16 protein-coding genes are annotated in these 16,667 nt (G+C 71.9%); 9 read left to right on the forward strand and 7 right to left on the reverse strand.

The features are described 5' to 3' along the window. Positions 1 to 43 precede the first annotated feature (43 nt). The 3 genes from ACTWP5_RS25750 to ACTWP5_RS25760 all read left to right on the forward strand — a co-directional run bounded on the left by ACTWP5_RS25750 (position 44) and on the right by ACTWP5_RS25760 (position 1,516). Positions 44 to 787: a DUF998 domain-containing protein gene (locus ACTWP5_RS25750; protein WP_443223505.1), complete on the forward strand. Its 744-nt coding sequence runs from the start codon at positions 44 to 46 to the stop codon at positions 785 to 787. A 29-nt stretch (positions 788 to 816) separates the two neighbouring features. Then, positions 817 to 1,035, forward strand: coding sequence for a DUF4287 domain-containing protein (locus ACTWP5_RS25755; RefSeq protein ID WP_443223506.1), 219 nt, complete (start codon positions 817 to 819; stop codon positions 1,033 to 1,035). A 214-nt stretch (positions 1,036 to 1,249) separates the two neighbouring features. After that, on the forward strand, positions 1,250 to 1,516 hold the full coding sequence (locus ACTWP5_RS25760) for a hypothetical protein (protein ID WP_443223507.1): 267 nt from the start codon (positions 1,250 to 1,252) through the stop codon (positions 1,514 to 1,516). A gap of 217 nt (positions 1,517 to 1,733) precedes the next feature. Here ACTWP5_RS25760 and ACTWP5_RS25765 read toward each other — a convergent pair whose 3' ends face one another. The 3 genes from ACTWP5_RS25765 to ACTWP5_RS25775 all read right to left on the reverse strand — a co-directional run bounded on the left by ACTWP5_RS25765 (position 1,734) and on the right by ACTWP5_RS25775 (position 6,035). Further along, positions 1,734 to 2,621 carry a hypothetical protein gene (locus ACTWP5_RS25765; RefSeq protein WP_443223508.1) on the reverse strand — a complete coding sequence of 296 codons (888 nt, stop codon included), beginning with the start codon at positions 2,619 to 2,621 and terminating at the stop codon, positions 1,734 to 1,736. A 130-nt stretch (positions 2,622 to 2,751) separates the two neighbouring features. Then, positions 2,752 to 3,993, reverse strand: a complete 1,242-nt coding sequence (locus ACTWP5_RS25770) for an ATP-binding protein (RefSeq protein ID WP_443223509.1) — start codon at positions 3,991 to 3,993, stop codon at positions 2,752 to 2,754. Positions 3,994 to 4,799: 806 nt separating this feature from the next. After that, a complete protein-coding gene (locus ACTWP5_RS25775) occupies positions 4,800 to 6,035 on the reverse strand; it encodes a methyltransferase domain-containing protein (protein ID WP_443223510.1) in 1,236 nt (411 codons plus the stop codon). A gap of 234 nt (positions 6,036 to 6,269) precedes the next feature. On the opposite strand from ACTWP5_RS25775, the gene ACTWP5_RS25780 reads away from it, so the two are divergent. From ACTWP5_RS25780 to ACTWP5_RS25795, 4 genes are all read left to right on the forward strand, one after another. After that, the gene (locus tag ACTWP5_RS25780) at positions 6,270 to 7,004 is read left to right on the forward strand and encodes a hypothetical protein (protein ID WP_443223511.1); all 735 of its coding nucleotides are present in this window, start codon (positions 6,270 to 6,272) and stop codon (positions 7,002 to 7,004) included. A gap of 32 nt (positions 7,005 to 7,036) precedes the next feature. Further along, on the forward strand, positions 7,037 to 7,519 hold the full coding sequence (locus ACTWP5_RS25785; RefSeq protein WP_443223512.1) for an SAM-dependent methyltransferase: 483 nt from the start codon (positions 7,037 to 7,039) through the stop codon (positions 7,517 to 7,519). 160 nt (positions 7,520 to 7,679) lie between these two features. After that, positions 7,680 to 8,036 (forward strand): HD domain-containing protein, encoded by a 357-nt coding sequence (locus tag ACTWP5_RS25790; RefSeq protein WP_443223532.1) that lies wholly within the window; start codon positions 7,680 to 7,682, stop codon positions 8,034 to 8,036. Then, complete coding sequence (locus ACTWP5_RS25795) at positions 8,033 to 8,191, forward strand: hypothetical protein (RefSeq protein WP_443223513.1); 159 nt, start codon at positions 8,033 to 8,035, stop codon at positions 8,189 to 8,191. The genes ACTWP5_RS25790 and ACTWP5_RS25795 overlap by 4 nt, the downstream gene beginning before the upstream one ends. A gap of 315 nt (positions 8,192 to 8,506) precedes the next feature. Here ACTWP5_RS25795 and ACTWP5_RS25800 read toward each other — a convergent pair whose 3' ends face one another. Further along, positions 8,507 to 9,508 carry an Acg family FMN-binding oxidoreductase gene (locus ACTWP5_RS25800; RefSeq protein ID WP_443223514.1) on the reverse strand — a complete coding sequence of 334 codons (1,002 nt, stop codon included), beginning with the start codon at positions 9,506 to 9,508 and terminating at the stop codon, positions 8,507 to 8,509. A gap of 305 nt (positions 9,509 to 9,813) precedes the next feature. On the opposite strand from ACTWP5_RS25800, the gene ACTWP5_RS25805 reads away from it, so the two are divergent. Further along, on the forward strand, positions 9,814 to 10,668 hold the full coding sequence (locus ACTWP5_RS25805; protein ID WP_443223515.1) for a universal stress protein: 855 nt from the start codon (positions 9,814 to 9,816) through the stop codon (positions 10,666 to 10,668). Between the two features lie 81 nt (positions 10,669 to 10,749). Here the strand turns inward: ACTWP5_RS25805 and ACTWP5_RS25810 are convergent, their stop codons facing one another. Continuing rightward, a complete protein-coding gene (locus ACTWP5_RS25810; RefSeq protein WP_443223533.1) occupies positions 10,750 to 13,452 on the reverse strand; it encodes a bifunctional acetate--CoA ligase family protein/GNAT family N-acetyltransferase in 2,703 nt (900 codons plus the stop codon). Positions 13,453 to 13,731: 279 nt separating this feature from the next. Between ACTWP5_RS25810 and ACTWP5_RS25815 the strand changes: the two genes are divergently transcribed. Continuing rightward, a complete protein-coding gene (locus ACTWP5_RS25815) occupies positions 13,732 to 14,700 on the forward strand; it encodes an Acg family FMN-binding oxidoreductase (RefSeq protein ID WP_443223516.1) in 969 nt (322 codons plus the stop codon). A gap of 133 nt (positions 14,701 to 14,833) precedes the next feature. Here ACTWP5_RS25815 and ACTWP5_RS25820 read toward each other — a convergent pair whose 3' ends face one another. Together ACTWP5_RS25820 and ACTWP5_RS25825 are read right to left on the reverse strand one after the other, a co-directional pair. Then, the gene (locus ACTWP5_RS25820; protein ID WP_443223517.1) at positions 14,834 to 15,739 is read right to left on the reverse strand and encodes a hypothetical protein; all 906 of its coding nucleotides are present in this window, start codon (positions 15,737 to 15,739) and stop codon (positions 14,834 to 14,836) included. 93 nt (positions 15,740 to 15,832) lie between these two features. After that, positions 15,833 to 16,660: a universal stress protein gene (locus ACTWP5_RS25825; protein ID WP_443223518.1), complete on the reverse strand. Its 828-nt coding sequence runs from the start codon at positions 16,658 to 16,660 to the stop codon at positions 15,833 to 15,835. Between the last annotated feature and the right edge of the window lie 7 nt (positions 16,661 to 16,667).

Consider the following 16,667-nt stretch of genomic DNA (forward strand, 5'->3'; position numbering starts at 1 on the left):
CCGACTGGCCGCCCTCCACAGCCATGACCAGGAAGGACCTCTCATGTCCCAGACGCTCGACCCCCCGGCCACTCGCGACATGCCCTCCGCCACTCGCGACGTGCCCCCGGCCGCTCTCGACGTGCCCCCGGCCCGCCCGGTGCCCCGGCTCGCGTCCGCCGCCGGCGTCGCGGCAGGCCCGCTCTTCCTCGCGGCGGGCCTGACCCAGGGACTGACCCGGGACGGGTTCGACTTCACCCGCAACGCCCTCAGCCAGCTCAGCCTCGGCCCCCTCGGCTGGATCCAGGTCACCGCCTTCCTCCTCACCGGCCTGCTGGTCATCGGCGGTGCAGTGGCGACGCGCCAGGCGCTACGCGACGCTCCGGGCGGCACCTGGGTGCCCCGGCTGCTCGGTGCGTTCGGCGTCTCCTTCCTGCTCGCCGGGGTCTTCCGCGCCGACCCGGGGGCCGGGTTTCCCGCCGGTACCCCGGAGGGCAGGGCCACCTCGCTGAGTGGACACGGCGCCATTCACATGCTGGCCGGCTCGGTCGGCTATCTCGCGCTGTGCGCGGCGTTCCTCGTGCTCGCCCGGCACTTCGCCGCACACCGACAGCGCGGCTGGGCGCTCGTCGCTCGCCTCCTGCCGGCCGGGGTCCTGGCGGGCTTCGCGGCCTCCGCCGTGACCGCGGCGGCCTTCACCGCCGGAGCAGGGCTCGGCCTGCTCGGCCTCAGCGCCGTCGCCACCCGCCTGGCCTTCCCCGCGCGGCAGCAGCGCCCCTGCTCCGCCGCCCGCGGCACCGCACGATGACCACCGCCGACCGACAGGAGACCTCCCCCGTGACCACACCGGCCAAAGGCCCCGCCAGCTACTTCCCCGCGATCGAGAAGAAGTACGGCCGACCGATAGAGGAGTGGCGCGACATCGTTCGCGCGTCACCGCTGACCAAGCACATGGAACTCGTCGCTTGGCTCAAGGCCGAGCACGGCCTGGGCCACGGCCACGCCAACGCACTGGTCGCGGCCTTCGCCACAGTCACCACCCGAACCCGGCGCTGAGTCCTGCCGGCGAACGCCGCGATGACGGTCGCGTTACCCGAGCGCGCGGCCTCGGGCTCTTCGGAGGCCGTTGCCGTAGGCGGCGGGACCCTCTCCTGGACGGTGTGCGGCGCGGTGCTCGCAGCCCGATGGCGTTGGTGCTGCCGGGAGAGCTGGTCAGCGCGATCGGGACGGGCACGGCATCGGCTGCGGCGTCGAAGAGGGTGCCGAAGGCGTGGATGTGGTCGGTGGCCGTCTGCTCGTCCGCGTGGGTCAGGACGGTGGGGAGGGTGTCGAGGTGGCGGGCGGCGTGGAGGACGCGGCGGGCGACGCCGGCCCGTTCGTCGTCGGTGAGGTGCCGGTCGCCGGGTGCGGTGCGAAAGGGGATGTGGAGGTACCTCGCCTCGGGCCGTTGGTGCTTGGCTCCAGGCGGGGCCAGGAGCCGCGGGTGCGCGCCGTGGAGGTGGCGGGTCTCCTGGTTGAGCTCGGCGGTGGGGTGTGAGGCGACGTTGGTTCGTCCTGGAGGAGGTGGAGGGATTCTTTGGACGGAGGAATTCTTTGGACGGTGCGCCGTCCCGGACCGACCGTTGAAGACGGAGCCAACAGTCCGCGCTCAGAGGTCCCACCGGAAGCCGACTCGTCCCCGCTGGGCGGCCTCCATCGGGTCGCCTCGAAGAGCCGACGGATGAGGTGCTCGAACTCGATGGGATCCAGCGTCATCAAGTCCGGTCTGCTGTCGAGTCCGGCCACGACATCCACTTCGGGAGCGAACTTGTACCTGCTGAGGTCGAACGTGACCACGGGGCGGACCGGTTCGAGGTCGTAGGGGTGCTGAGAAACGATGGCGTTGAGGTGGCGCAGACACTGGACCGGGTCGAGCGCGGGTTCGTCCAGCACAAGGTCCTCGAAGTCGCACGACTGCTGCGCACACTGACCAGGCAGGGGCGAATGGCCTTCCCGGTGGCCCGGTTCTTGCTCCGGACGTGGTCGTTGAAGGCGACGACATCGACTAGCGACGGCGGGCTGGCGGCCAGCACCTCGTTGATGGCGCGCAGTGCCAGACGGGCGACGAGGCGTGAGTACTGCTGCTTTACCTCCACCTCTTTTCTGGGCTGGGGGACGACTGCGGCCGGTGCGGTGGCCTTGAAGCGGTACTGCGCGACCGCGGGCACGACCTCCTGCCCTGGAAGGTCCATTTCTACGACCAGTTCTCGTGTCTCGGGCGCGAACACGGCACGCCACTCACCCCGCAGACTCTCTGAATCGGGCAGCTCCGCCAGGGCTCCTCCGAGCGCTTCGACCAGGCCGTCCGGTCCGTTGCTGTTGAAGGCGTTCTCCACGGCAGTCCGGTGACTGTACAGACTCGTCGGCCGATGCAGGAGGACCCCTTCAAGGGACTGGATCCGCTCCCGCATCTGCGTCGTGCGCTCCACTGCTTCGACCTTCAGCACCTCGGTTCGCGCCAGTTTCGCCTGCCGCTCGGCGGCGGCCTTGGCCTTCCTCGCGTCCTGGTACGCCTTCAGCAGTGTCCGGCCAGCCACTTCCTCCGTGCCACGATTCCCCTCCCGACGCTCGTGCTCGCCCTCAGAGCTGCCCAGGCCGGCCATCCGGCAACCAGCAGGCATCGGCGGGTAGAGGTCAGGCGTCTGAAGAGGAACAGGCGGGGCCTCCCATCCAGAGTGTGTCGATACGAACGCAACCAGAACTGCAACCACGGCTGCCGTGCCGTTGCCGTCTTCAGGACCAGAGGGTGGCGACGGGTGCCGCGCTGATGCGGTCGTCGAGCTCCTGGATGAACTGACCGGTGTGCAGCAGCAGTCCGTGGACGAAGCGGTCGCCCAGTTGGTCCCGGAGCCAGGCAAGGTGGCGGGTACTGGAGCGGCTGGGATTGCCGGAGGACTTGATCTCCAGGGCGATGACGCGGTGCCCGGAGAGCTCGATGAGTGCGTCGATCTCCCGCCGCCCGCCGTCCTGGCGGAGGTGGTAGATGCGTGGATGGTGATCGCTGAGCGGGAGTTCGGCGCGGAGTTGGGCGACGGTGAAGGTGTCGATGAGGCGGCCGAGCAGGTCTGAGTCGAGCAGCACGGTGTCGGCATCGGCTCCCGTCACGGCGCCGGCCAGGGCGGGGTCCACGAGATAGCGCTTCGGGTGCTGTCCGAGGCGCTTGAGCCTGTTGGTGTACCAGGCGGGCGTGATGTCGAGGACGAAGAGGTTGCTCAGCAGACGCTCATAGGCGAGGGCGGTCTTGCGGTCGATCCCGGCGGCCTGGAAGAGCGTCGTGTGGTCGACGACGCCGGCGGTGCTCAGGGCCAGTGCCTCGAAGTACCGGCGCAGCCGCTCGGGGTCTCTGCGGGGTTCGACGGCGGCGGCGTCCCGGGTGATCAGCTGCTGGACGTAGGAATCGAACCAGCGGCGACGGCCGCGGTCCGACAGCCTTAGCGCCGGCTCCGGGAAGCTGCCCCGGAGCGCCATATCGACGTAGTCGCGAATATCGGGGACGCGCTCGGGCAGGCGCAGTCCGGACAGTCCGGACGCGGCGATCCGGTCGACAAAGGGCGGGCGTTCGGTCTCCCCCACCTTCTCTCGCATGGTCAGGCCGGCCATGGGCACGTGGATGACCCGTCCGGTGCCCGGCCAGGTATGCGCGTCGAGCTCGGCCCGGACCGATCCGGTCAGGATGTACCGGCCAGGTCGTGGGTCCGTATCGACGGCGCGCTTGACCGCGCCGAGTACCTGGGGAGCCTCTTGCCACTCGTCCAGAAGCACCGGCTCGGCAAGGCCCCGCAGCGCCGCGTCGGGGTCGGTACGGAAGACCTCGGCGACGCCAGGCTGGTCGAGGTGGATCACGGAATGCGCATGCTGCCGTGCGGTCGTGGTCTTACCCGAGGCGCGCGGGCCGACCAGCGACACCGCGGGTACTTCCGCGAGGAGCTCACCGATGAGCGCATCGACCAAACGAGGCTGGTAGGTGGGTTTCATCGCTCAAGCATCCCAGTTTCACGCACGCTCCACTCCCGTTTTTACGCATTCACGGCTCCCGCTCACGCGCACGAGTGAACCCCGGCTCCCACAAAGGGCGACCAAGGGCGTGTGCCGCCCCCTTGCGCAAGGGTGACGGAGTGGGGCGCGGCGGCGCGATGGACGATATGACCCAAATATGCCGATGTAAATGCAACCAAAACTGCAACCACGGGACGACGAAGGGTCCGGCCGCGATACGGTCGGACCCTTCGTGCAGCCCGGTGAGAGCTGAGCGGAGGATACGAGATTCGAACTCGTGAGGGTGTGAACCCAACACGCTTTCCAACTGTTCGTCCCGGTGTCCGTGACGGCCCCGAGCCGTACTGACCTGCGACGGCGACGCCCACCATAAGGCTCATGGTCTGGGCTGGACGCCGCTGAATGAGACCAGAACTGAGACTGTGCGGTCCTGATGTCAGGAGAACGTCACATCCGGCGGCTGTGCCCGCGCTGGCGAGCCGCGTGAGAGCTTGCGGGGAATGGGGTGACGGTGCGGTCAAGGCGCTGCGCCGTGGGTGCTGGCCGCGTGAGGATGGCGGCAGGACGAAGAAGTCGGCCGCACACGAGGCGTCCTCGCCGATTTCTGCCGCGCCCGGCGTGGGTCCTGTCACGCCCACCCCAGGGCAGCAGCGGCTGCCGGAGGACCTGGTGAGGCCGGTGGTGGAGGCGCTGCGGCAGGCTGGGCTGCCGTTGGCTTTCGAGACCGGCGACGCGGGGGTGGTGCTCTACCGAGCTGACGGGTACGACGCTCCTGGTACAGCCGATCACGTCGGGATTGCCTGGCAGGTCACGGACGTCCGCTGTCGACTGACGTCTCCATCCTGTCCCGGTCGGGCGAAGGTCCTTGCGGTGGGTTCGTTCAGAAGGTCCAGGTGAGGTTGTCGGGTTCCCGCCGCAGGGTGTGCTTGCCTGTGGTGTTCACGGTCAGGCTGTAGGCGGCGGGTCCGGGGGCGTCCGGCGTGGAGCCAGGGGGTGAGGAGGTCGAGGCGTTCGGTCCACAGGTCGCGTGGGCCGGCGGTGGTGACGTCGGCGGTGGTGCCGGTGGTGTTGGGGATGGCTCGGGCCCAGGACTGGGTGGGTGGGTGGATGAGGCCGTGGATGGTGGTGTCCGCGTTGTGGAGGGTCATGCCCAGGACGTCGTGGTGGAGCAGTACGACTTCCATGGTGCGGCTGAGTGCCCAGGAGTGGTAGAAGTCGGCGGCCTTCTCTGGGGGTACGGGGAGGGGTTCGGTGCGGGTGTGGCCGGGGGCGTTGACGATCTGTGCGGTGTAGTGGGCTGGGGTGGGGGTGGTGTGGTCGTTGGTGGGGCGGGCGGGCATGAAGCCGGCTTCTTCGGGGAGGTAGCGGCCTGTGGCGGTGCCGTCGTCCTGCATGACCAGGCGGACGATGCCGGCGCCGATGTTGGTGACGATGACGGCGCCGGGGCGGAGCTGGTGGAGCCAGGCGCGGGGGATGCGGTGGACGCCGCAGGTGGCCAGGATGCCGTCGTAGGGCCCCCTCGCGGGGTGGCCGGCGGTGCCGTCCCCGGTGATGATCTCTGGCTCGTAGCCGATGCTGCCGAGCTTGTGGCGGGCTGCTTCGGTCAGTGCCGGGTCGATGTCCACGCTCACGACGTGTTCGGCGCCCAGGCGGTGGCACAGCAGCGCGGTGTTGTATCCGGTGCCGGTGCCGATCTCCAGTACCCGGTCGCCTTCGCTGACGGTGAAGGCTTCGAGCATGCGGGCCATCAGTGACGGCTGGCTGGAGCTGCTGGTGGCGGTGCCTTCGGTGTCGCGCTGGGTGATCAGGGAGTCGTCGCTGTACACCGTGGACCAGAAGTCCGGGTCGGCCAGGGTGTAGTCGCGCATGCCCGAGCTGGTGCGGACGGAGAAGGCGGGAGCGAAGACCTCGCGGGGCACGGCTGCGAAGGCCGCCTGCCACCCGGGGGTGCGGAGGGCACCGGTGGAGACCAGCGCTTGCGTCAGGCTGGTGCGGGCTTCCTCAGCGGTCAGCAGGCTCATGCGGGGTGTGCTGGACTGGCGTGCGGATACGCTGGCAGCGCTCACCGAGCTGGGGAGGGTTGACTTGGACCTTCGGCGTAGGCACGCCCTGACGGCCGCTGCTACTCGATCACGGCTCTCGCCGTCCCGGCTCCCGCTTGGTGGACGGAGCGTGCCGAGCGCACGGTCCGCCAGCCGAGGAGTCGGCGGACGGTGGGACGAGGAGACCTCCACGCCGTACGGGAGATGGTGGCGATGTTCTCGCGCATCGACCAGCGACACGGCGGCGGCCATGCCCGCACCGCAGTGGTGCAGTACCTCACGACCGACGTAAGCCGCTACCTGGGTGGCCGCTTCCTGGACGACCAGGTACGCAGGGGGATGTACTCGGCCGCCAGCGAGCTGGCCTACCTCTCCGGCTGGATGGCGTGCGACAACGGCGAGCACCCGATCACCCAACGTTATTTCACCATCGCCGTCAGCCTCGCGGCGGAAGCCGACGATGCCCCCATGGCCGGCCACGTGCTACGTGCCATGGCTCACCAGGCGGTCGAACTCGGCCACCCCACCGAGGCTCTGAACCTGGCCGCGGCTTCCCCCGGCGACGTTGAGCCAGGCCGGGTGTTCTTCTTCAGCGAAGCCAGCCTCGCTCACGAGACCGCCTGCGTCCTGAGGGACAGCGGAGATCTCGAAGGAGCCAGGCGCGAGTTCCGCCGAAGCGTCCGAACCCGCAAGGCGTCCTCCTTCACCCGGACCCACGCGGTGACCCTGGGGTACCTCGGGTCGGTACAAGCACGGCAAGGCGCGATCGAGGAAGCATGCGGCACCTGGTCCCGTGCCCTGGACATCATGGACGGCGTCCACTCGGCACGCGCGCGGCGAACCGCGGCAGACATGCGCCGCGCCCTCTCGCCGGTCCGGGTGCGAGGGATCCCGGCCGTCATGGACCTCGACCGCCGAGCCGCCGCCTTCCTGGCCCAAACGGCCTGATCCACTGCCGCAAGCCCCAGAGGAGACCGCTGATGTCCGAAGAGTTCACCGTCGTCCCCGTGGCCCATGTGGTGGGCGGGCGGACCGAGCCGACCGACGACTACTGGGGCGGCAGCCGAGCCATCATCCGCATCGACCCCACACGGTTCAACGAGGGCTCCGTCGTCGGCCTGGAGGACTTCTCACACCTCGAAGTCGTCTTCCGCTTCCACCTGACCGACCCCACCGACCTTCACCCCGAACCGCGACGCCCTCGGAACAACCCGAACTGGCCGGCCGGGGGAATCTTCGCCCACCGCAACATGCGCCGCCTCAACTGGCTGGGCGTCTCCCGCTGCCGCCTGCTCAGGATCGACGGGCTGGACCTGCACGTCGAAGACCTGGACGCCGTGGAGGGCACGCCCGTGCTCGACATCAAGCCCTGGTTCCAGGAGATGGGCCCACGAGGCGAAGTCCACCAGCCCACGTGGCCAACCGAGATGCTCGCCGCGTACTACGCCACCCCGGCGGACTAACCACTTCAGGTGCCGTGTCGCGAGCACAGGGCTGGAACTGTCGCATGACGGTCTGCGGCTCGCTGCCCGCACCCATCCAACTATCAAGGTCTGATCAACGGTGAGGCGTCGCAGGATCGAGGAGCAGCACACACGGCGTTCGGTCACCTATTTTATGGAGATGGGGGCACTCAGAGCAGCGGGTGGTGGGATCGCTGGTGTGAAGGATCCGGAGACGATTGCCGAGCACAGCTTTCGTACGGCGATCATCGGCTCCGTGCTGGCGATGCTGGAGGAGCCGATCCTGCGAAGGCTGCGCTGCTCCTTCCACGACACGAAGGAGACCCGCGTCGGCGACATTCCGTGTATCGGACGCCGCTACCTCACTGCGACCAAGAACGAAGCTGTCACAGCCGACCAGGTCGCTGACGCTCATCCGGCCGTAGCTGCAGGAGTCCAGCATCGTGGGCGAGTAGGAGAACGGCGACTCCCTCGAAGTGCTCATGGTCCCACGACGCGGACAGGTTGGAGTGAATGATCCAGGGGATCGAGTACGTGGAACAGGGCTACCGCAACGCCCAGGAGTGGGTCGACGGCACACGAGCGAAGCTGAGGACGCAGTCGGCGATCGCACTGGCCATCGCCGCTCAGGGAATGTCCTCAGCAGAGTGGCGGCGCACCTATCTGCGGTAACCACGCCCTGGCGTCCCGGTCATGAGTACATGAATCAGTCCGTGTCGCGCCAAGCGCGTAGGCGATGGGTGAGGAGCAGCGGTCAAGGCGCCAGCAGAGGACCGTAGGACGTGGCGTCGATCGACGTGAGCTGACGCAGGGCACCATGACCACCGTGTGACCAGGGGCACCAAGGGACAGTCGGAAACAGGCCGACCCAGGGCTGCTTACCTTCGAGTGGTACCTCACCGCCGGGCCCGGCCGTCCCGACGGTGGCGAGATCCCCCGAGCCTTCGGCCGGGCTCCGGGTCGGTCGCATCGTCGCCGTGCGACCGGTCACCGCCTCCGGGGTCCCTCTCCGGCCGGGCCGTTCGCGGCACGGGCCGCGCGGCGGGGGGTGGGGCGGCCGGCGGGGCCGTAGCCCAGCCGGACCAGCATCTGCACGTGGCCCGCTCGGTCGGGTGGACGGCGCAGGGCGGCGCGCAGGTCGGGCCATTCCAGCGCCTGATGGAGGAGCGAGGTGCGCACGGAGTGCGCCGTCGCGACCAGAAGGGTGCGCTCCAGAGCCTGCCCGGCCCGCAGCCAGTCGGCGCGCCGGTCGTGGTCGGTCGTCAGGACGGCGATGATCGGGTTGCGCTCGAAGACCTGCGTGGGCAGCAGGGGGCGCGTGCCGCCGAAGTCCCGCATTGGGACGCGCCAGGCGCTGTCCCCGGGGCCCATGGCACCGGAGGTCAGACCGTAGGGGGCGCCCTCCCGGACCCAGCCTCGGCTCTCCTCCATCCGGGCGGCGTCGTCGGCGTTCCGCTGTTCCGCCTCAGCCGTCAACCGCAGCAGGCGTGTCGTCTCGTCCCGGTCGGGGAAGGCGAGGGCGGCATCCTCCCGCCGGGCGGCCTCGACGAGGCCGTCGACGACCCGGCGTGGCAGCTGGCGGTTGCTGAACGGGAAGCGGCTGCTGTGCCGGCGCCACACCGCGTCGTAGAGCCGTGTCCGTGAGCCGGGCTCGGGCTCGGGCCCGTCGGCGGCGTCCGTGAGGTGGACGGCGGCCAGCAGGTCGGGCTCACCGGGCGCGGGCAGCAGCCGGACCTCGGCGCGCCACCCCAGGTGGGCCGCCGCGACGCGCAGGTTGAGCAGGGCCGCGCCCGCCGAGACGTGCAGGGCGCGTCCGGTCGGGTCCGCCTCGGGCAGGAGCCGCTCGGTGGCCGCTCGGAGCAGCACGGTGCGGGCCGCCGTGTCGACCTGGAAGCGCCAGGGCTGGGTGTTGTGGATCGAGGGGGCGGCCACAGCCGAGGAGAGCAGCTTCTCGGCCGTGGCGGTGTCCAGCGAAGCGGTGTGTGCCATGAGGCCGCCTTCCTCCCTGCTCGCTGTGCGGTGCGGCCCGCGCCCTCCGTCGCCGGTCGGGCGGACGAGTGCCGGGACCGCCGGACCCGACGGTCGCCCCGGGCGAGCTGCCCGCCCACCGGTACCGCGCCCGGACCTGTTTCCACGGTCGCACAGCCGCTTCGCGTGAGCGAACAGCACGCTCGCCCACCTGCCCGTCCGTTCCGGACAGGGACCGACCGTGTCCGGTTCGCGTGGCGCGACACGTGTGGCGGTGGTGTGCTGGAGGGTGGAACCGGGGCCGAGCCGAAGGAAGGAAGACCACGGTGACGTCGGTGGAGCAGCCCATGGTGGTGGGGGTCGACGGCTCGGAGTCGAGCCTGCTCGCGCTGGACTGGGCGGCGGACGAAGCCGCGCGCCACGGCTGCGCCCTGCGGCTGGTGTACTCCTCCCTGTGGGAGCGGTACGAGGGCATCAGCCCGTCCGTGGGCATCGAGCGGCCCGAGGGCGGGATGATGGCCCGCAACGTGCTGGCCGCGGCCGAGCAGCGTGCCGCCCTCCGCCAGCCCGACGTCAGGCTCTCCCTCGACGTCCTGACCCGGCACCCCGTCGAGGCCCTGATCGACGAGGGACGGCGGGCGTTCGCACTCGTCGTCGGCTCCCGCGGGCGGGGCCCACTCACCGGCATGCTGTTGGGCTCGGTCAGCCTCGGGGTCGTCGGGCGCGCTGCCTGCCCCACCATCGTCGTGCGGGGCAGCGTGCCCGCCCAGGCCGGCCGCTTCGGCCGACTGGTGCTCGGCGCGGACGGCGAGCCCCACAGCGCCGCGGCCGTGGAGTTCGCCTTCCGGGAGGCGGAGGTGCGGGGCTGCGAGCTACGTGCTGTGTACACCTGGTGGCGCTCTGACGATCGGGCCAGGGCCGGCGGCCAGGCGGAGGAGGCCCGGTCGGTACTGGACGAGGCCCTCGCCGAGGCCGTGGGCCGCCACTCCCGTGTGTCCGTGGAGCAGGCGAGTCTGGAGGGCCCAGCCCGGCCGGCGCTGCTGCGGGCCGCCGAGGACGCCGACCTGTTGGTTGTCGGCGCGCACCAGCGCCGCGGGGCGGTCGGCCTGCGGCTGGGGCTCGTCAGCCACGCGCTGCTCCACCACGCGCCGTGTCCGGTGGCCGTCGTCCCGCAGCCCTGACCGACCGACCTCCGCCATCCGCCATCCGCCATCCGCCACAGGGTGGGTGTGGCGTCGCAGCGGCGCTGGCGACCGGGGCGGTCAGCGCAGACGGCGCAGGTACGGGTCGTGGGCCCGCCGTGGCAGGAGGCGGACGCGGGTGTCCAGGACGGTGACGCCGTCGGGCCGGGCGACGACCGGGTTGAGGTCAGCCTCGGCGAGCTGCGGCAGGTCGCTCGCCAGACGGGACAGTCGCAGCAGCAGCGACTCCAGACCGGCCAGGTCGGCCGGCGGGGCGCCGTGGTGGCCGAGGAGCAGCGGCGCGCAGCGCGGCGCGGTGATCAGGTCGTGTGCGTCGCGGTCGGTCAGTGGCGCGAGGCGGGCGGCGTGGTCGGCCAACACGTTGGTGGCCGTGCCGCCGAGGCCGAAGAGCACGAGCGGGCCGAACACCTCGTCCTGAACGACGCCGGCGATCAGCTCCGTGCCCCGTTCGGCCATGGCCTGCACCAGGACGCCGGCCATGGCGTCCCCGAAGCGTGCCACGAGCTCGCGGTGGGAGGCCCGTACGGCCTCCTCGCCCGCCAGGTCGAGCAGGACGCCACCGCGTTCACTCTTGTGGACCAGGCCGGGCCCGTACGCCTTCAGCACGGCCCGACCACCCGGCCCCGCGAGGCGTGCCGCGGCCTCGGCGGCCTCGTCCTCACCGGTCACCCAGGCCCAGGGCACCTGAGGGATGCCGTAGGCGTCGAGCAGACCGGCGCATCCGGTCGGATCCAACCAGCCGCCGCCGGGGTTCTGCGCCAGGAACGCGTCCACCAGCGCTCCGGCGCTCGCCCGGTCGATGCCGTCCAGCTCGGGTACGGTGCCGACCGGGCGGGCGCGCCAGCGGGCCCGCCCGGCGGCGTGGGCCAGGGCGTGGGCCGCCGAGGCGGGATCGGCGTAGGCGGGCACGGCTCGGCCGTGGGGCGCCGGCAGCAGACGCACCGACTCGACCTGGTCGAACAGGACCGCCGCGACGGGGGCGGTGCCCTCGCCGGCGTCGGTGAGCGCGCGCGCCAGGTCCTCCCCGCGCGCCGTCGACACGGCGGTGGGCACCAGCGCCACCACCACGGCGTCGACGGCCGGGTGCCCCGCCAGCAGGTCCACGCACCACGTCACCTGCTCCTCGGTGACGGCCGGTGTGACGTCGACCGGGTTCGCGGTGCCGGACCCGGCGGGGAGCCGCCCGCCCAGCGCGGTGGTCAGGTCGGCGGGGAACGGCGGGACGGCCAGGCCCGCCTCGACGCACGCGTCGGCGACCAGGACGCCCATGCCGCCCGCGTTCGACACCACGGCCACCGAGGTGCCCGCCGGCAGCGGCTGGGCGTGGAGCAGGGCAGCGGTGCACAGCAGTTCGTTGATGCTGCGGGTGGCGATGATGCCCGCCTGGGTGAACAGGGCCTGCCGGCTCATGGTCGGCGTCGCGGCCGCGGCGGTGTGCGAGGCGGCCCCCCGGCGGCCGGCCTCCGAACGCCCCGCGTCGACGGTCAGCACCGGCATGCGGCGGGCGACACGACGGGCGGTTCGGGAGAAGGCGCGGGGGTTGCCGTAGGACTCCAGGTGGAGCAGGGCCATGGTGGTGCGTTCGTCGCTCTCCCACCAGCGCAGCAGGTCGTTGCCGCTGACGTCGTACTTGTCTCCCAGCGACACGAAGCTGGAGGTGCCGATGCCGAGCCCGGCCAGCCCGCGCAGCAGCGCGATGCCCACCCCGCCGGACTGCACGGCCACCCCGGCCGTTCCGCTCCCGTGGTCCCACGGCGGCGCGAAGGTGGCCTCCAGCCGCACCTCCTCGTGCGTGTTGGCGACGCCCAGGCAGTTCGGGCCCACCAGCCGCATCCCGTGGGCGCGGCAGGCCTCCAGCAGGGCGGTGCCCTGGCCGCGATCCAGGCCGGAGGTCAGCACCACCAGGCCGCGGACGCCGGTGGCGCCGCACTCCCGTGCGACTCCCGGCACCGCGTCGGGCGGCACGGCCACGACCGCGAGATCCGGGGTGTGGGGCAGCGCGGTCACCGAGGGAAAACACGGCACCGCGGCGATGGAGTGGGCGTTCGGATTGACCGCGTACAGCAACCCGGTGTAGCGGGAACGGCGGATGTTCCGCAGCACCTCGCGCCCGACCGAGCCGGCCCTGCGCCCCGCCCCGACCACGGCCACGCAGGCCGGGCGCAGGACGAAGCGGAGGCTGGCGGCGTCCGCGCCGCGAGCTCGTTCGTCGACCGCCCGCAGGTAGTGCTCGTCGTCGGTGTCCAGTCGGACCGCGCAGTGCACCTCGCCGTCGGAGAACCGGCGGGAGACCGGCAGGCCGAGGTGGGCGAAGACCTCCAGCACGGGATGGTTGTCGGCCAGCGCGTCGGCCGTGAACGCCGTGATCCCCTCCTCGCGGGCGGCGTCCACCAAGTGCTCCAGCAGGAGTGTCCCCACGCCCCGGTGGTGCCAGCCCTCGGCCACCGCCAGCGCCAACTCCGCGGTTGTCGTCGACTCCGGCTCGACGCGCCGGTACTCCGCGACCCCGACGACGCGGGCGGCGACCAGCGCCGCCAGGGCCCGGTATCCCGGCGCGGGCGGGCCGCACATCCGGTCGGCGGCCTGCCGGCCCATGTGGGCCCCCGCGGAGAAGAACCGTGCCCGCACGTGCTGCGGCGTCATGCCCTCGTACAGCCTCAGCACCTCGTCGTGGTCCGACGGCTCCACCGGCCTGATCAGCACCGTGGAGCCGTCGGTCAGCAACGCGTGAACACCTCGCGCGCGCTGCTCGGCGTCCACCATGTCCACTCCCGCTCCGTGCCGGCCGCGCGGGCCGTCCACCCGGCCGTCGGCCGGCGGCCCGCACCCACGGGCTCATCGTCGCCCGGAGATCCGCCTCACGCATCCGCTCCTATCCCTGCACACCCGCTGCGCCGCGCCCGCTGCCGCCGTGCGTGGGTCCACGCCGCCCACGGGGTCGGCAACGTTCTCTGCATCGCCCAGATCCTTCGCCCTTTCCAGTCAATGAGTGGAATAGTGGGATAGCAGATGATGGTCCCGTCTCACGAGAGGACCACTCCGATGCCTGTCGTCGACGACGAGACGCTGACCTCCCTCGTCGCGGACGCGGCGGCGGCCCCGTCGATGCACAACGCCCAGCCGTGGCGGTTCCACTTCCTGCGCGACAGCGCCACCCTCCAGGTGCGCATGGACCCCGGCCGTGTCATGCCGCACGCCGACCCCACCACGCGCGCCCTGCACCTGGGCTGTGGCGCCGCCCTGTTCAACCTGCGCGTCGCCGCCGCCCACGCGGACTTCGAGCCCCGAACCCGGCTGCTCCCCGACCCTTCCGACTCCTGGCTGCTGGCGACCGTCCGCCTGGTCCCGACGGACGGCGCCTCCGCGGAGTTGGTGGCGCTCCACCCGGCGATCCGCCGCCGCCACACCAGCCGTCTGCCCTTCTCCGGGAGGAGGATCCCGTCAGAGGTGCGGGACGCCCTCGGCGAGGCCGCCCGTCGCGAGGGCGGGCAGTTGATCTTCCCCGACAGCTGGCACGTCCGACTGCTGCTCGACCTGGTCTTCGACGCGGAGGGCCGCGACGCCGTCGACGCCGAGCGCGGCGACGAACTGGCCCGCTGGACCCGCCACGCCGGTGTCGGGGAGGGCGTCCCCGACACCGCCTACGGACCCCGCAGGCGGGGCGGCCGGGCACCGGTGCGGGACTTCGCGGGCCACGCCCCCGTGGCCGGCCGGCGTTCCGCGGACTTCGAGCAGACGCCCCAGCTCGCCCTGCTCGGCGGCGGCGACGACCACCCGCGAGGCTGGCTCACGGCCGGGCAGGCGATGGAACGCGTCCTGCTCCAGGCCACCTGCGAGGGTCTGTCGACCTCCCTCACCTCCCACGCCCTGGAGTGGGACGAACTGCGCTGGCTCGCCCGGGACCCCCTCTCGGCGATGCGCTTCGTTCACATGGTGCTACGCCTGGGCTACGGTCCCGAGTCCCCCGCGACCCCGCGACGCCCGGTCCGCGAGGTCCTCACCGTCGAGTAAGCGGCTGTCGACCCCTCGCGCCCCTCCCGTCCGTTCTGGCCGCCTCGGCACCGCGGCACACCGTCTCCTCGTCTTCCGTCCGCCGGCCGCCTGGCGGCTCCGACGCCGCGCTGGCGGCCGGGGCGGCGTCACCCTAGGCGAGGCGCCCGACGCCGGGGCTCGCGGACAGGTTCGCGTCGAACACCTTCGTGTCCCTGGCCCAGCCGAGCCCGTCGAAGCGCGTGCACCAGACGCCGTCCCCGCTCCGCCCCTGGTGCAGGCAGTACAGCAGGTCCTTGGGGCCGCCCGACACCACCACCGCGGCCGGGCTGTTGGCCAGGCCCACATCGGGGGCCTGGTCCGGCGACCAGCCGAACCCGTCGAAGAACCTGCACAGCAGCCACCCCTGGCGCCGCTCCTGACGGAGCAGGTAGAGCTTGTCGTCGTAGACGGCCACGCCGGGGTTCGCGGTGACGGGGGCCGCGCTGGATCTGTCCCCCTCCCACCGTTCGCCGTCGAAGGACGTCTGGTGCAGCCAGCCGTCGAAGCGGCGGTACAGGCAGTAGAGCCGGTCCTGGTACACCACGAGGGCCGGGCTGTCCGTGATTGGGATGTCCGGATACGAGGTCTTCGGAATCGTCCACTGGCGACCGTCGAACATGAGGTGCGACAGCAGACCCCCCTCGGCGTCCGGCCCCCGGTACGCGCAGTAGAGCCTTCCGCGGTACACCGTGGCGGCGGGGCTGTTCGTCATGAAGACCTCGGGCACCACCCGAAGGTCGTCGTGGAAGGTCAGGCTCGGGCTCGTCCCCGGCGACCACGTGACCTCGCAGAACCACAGGCGCCTGTCCCCGGGGGAGCCCTGGTGGAGACAGTAGGTGCGGCCGAGGTACCGCACCATCGCCGGGCTGTCGGTGATCCCGACCTGCTGCGGTTGGAGCGTGGACCACTGCCCGTCGGAGTCGAAGGTGGCGGCCGACAGGGTGCCGTTCCGGTTCACGGCGAGGCAGTACGTGGGTGCGCCGGTCCGCGGTGCGGTGGTTCTCGCCTCGGTGGCCATGTCGACAGCCTCTCTCGTGGATGGTTCGGTGCGCTGGTCTGCGCGCCCGGGCGGCGAGCAGGCACACCGTGCGGTGGGCGTTCGCCGTCCGGATCACGGCTCGGGGACGACCGCGACCGGGCAGGCGGCGTGGTGGAGCAGCGCGTGACTCACCAGACCCAGGCGGAGGCCGACCGGACGCGTCCGGCGGTGGGCGCCCAGCACCAGCAGGTCCGCGTTCTCCGCCTCCGCGAGCAGCGTGTCACGCGTGGGCGCCTCCACCACCGCGCGGCTCAGCCGCACGTCGGGGTGGGCGTTCGTCAGGGGGGCCAGCACCTCGTCGAGGAGCGTCTCGGTCTCGATCTGGAGGTCGGGCACCGCGAGCCAGGCGTGGACGGCGGCGAGTTCGCCACCACGGGCCTCGGCCTCGCGGAAGGCGAATCTCACGGCCTCCGCCTCCCGCTCCGTGCCCTCGACTCCCAGGACGATCCGGCCGAGCCTCCCCTCGCGCCGTCGCGCGTCGCCTCGCACGACCACCGTGGGGCAGGTCGCGCGGCCCGCGACGCCGAGGCTCACCGAGCCCAGGAGCATGCCGACCAGCGTGCCGTGGCCGCGGTTGCCGACGACCAGCGTGAACGCCTCGCGCCCCTCGTGCAGCAGGGCGGGGACGGGGTCCTGCGGCAGTACCTCGACCGTGACCCCGACCTCCGGTCGCCGGGCGGCGACGCGTCGCGCGGCGTCGGCGAGCAGCGCCCTGGCCCGGTCCTCGTTCTCCGGGAGCCCGAGGGTCATCTCCCGCGTGACGATGTCGTAGCGCTCCTGGAAGAGCGCGAGGACCACGCGCAGCGCGCGGTCGTGCCGCGCCGCGTGGTCCGCCGCCCAGTCCAGCGCCTGGTTTCCGGGGGCTGAGCCGTCGATCCCGACCACCACGGGCCGTTCCATCGTCGTC

The sequence above is a fragment of the Streptomyces sp. 4N509B genome, assembly GCF_052245655.1.
In the GTDB taxonomy this organism is placed as follows: domain Bacteria; phylum Actinomycetota; class Actinomycetes; order Streptomycetales; family Streptomycetaceae; genus Streptomyces.

Coding starts and splice junctions, on each gene's coding strand:
- ACTWP5_RS25750 (WP_443223505.1), top strand. CDS start 44: ATGTCCCAGACGCTCGACCCCCCGGCCACTCGCGACATGCCCTCCGCC.
- ACTWP5_RS25765 (WP_443223508.1), bottom strand. CDS start 2,621: ATGGCCGGCCTGGGCAGCTCTGAGGGCGAGCACGAGCGTCGGGAGGGG.
- ACTWP5_RS25770 (WP_443223509.1), bottom strand. CDS start 3,993: ATGAAACCCACCTACCAGCCTCGTTTGGTCGATGCGCTCATCGGTGAG.
- ACTWP5_RS25775 (WP_443223510.1), bottom strand. CDS start 6,035: ATGAGCCTGCTGACCGCTGAGGAAGCCCGCACCAGCCTGACGCAAGCG.
- ACTWP5_RS25780 (WP_443223511.1), top strand. CDS start 6,270: ATGTTCTCGCGCATCGACCAGCGACACGGCGGCGGCCATGCCCGCACC.
- ACTWP5_RS25785 (WP_443223512.1), top strand. CDS start 7,037: ATGTCCGAAGAGTTCACCGTCGTCCCCGTGGCCCATGTGGTGGGCGGG.
- ACTWP5_RS25790 (WP_443223532.1), top strand. CDS start 7,680: ATGGGGGCACTCAGAGCAGCGGGTGGTGGGATCGCTGGTGTGAAGGAT.
- ACTWP5_RS25795 (WP_443223513.1), top strand. CDS start 8,033: ATGATCCAGGGGATCGAGTACGTGGAACAGGGCTACCGCAACGCCCAG.
- ACTWP5_RS25800 (WP_443223514.1), bottom strand. CDS start 9,508: ATGGCACACACCGCTTCGCTGGACACCGCCACGGCCGAGAAGCTGCTC.
- ACTWP5_RS25810 (WP_443223533.1), bottom strand. CDS start 13,452: ATGGTGGACGCCGAGCAGCGCGCGCGAGGTGTTCACGCGTTGCTGACC.
- ACTWP5_RS25815 (WP_443223516.1), top strand. CDS start 13,732: ATGCCTGTCGTCGACGACGAGACGCTGACCTCCCTCGTCGCGGACGCG.
- ACTWP5_RS25820 (WP_443223517.1), bottom strand. CDS start 15,739: ATGGCCACCGAGGCGAGAACCACCGCACCGCGGACCGGCGCACCCACG.
- ACTWP5_RS25825 (WP_443223518.1), bottom strand. CDS start 16,660: ATGGAACGGCCCGTGGTGGTCGGGATCGACGGCTCAGCCCCCGGAAAC.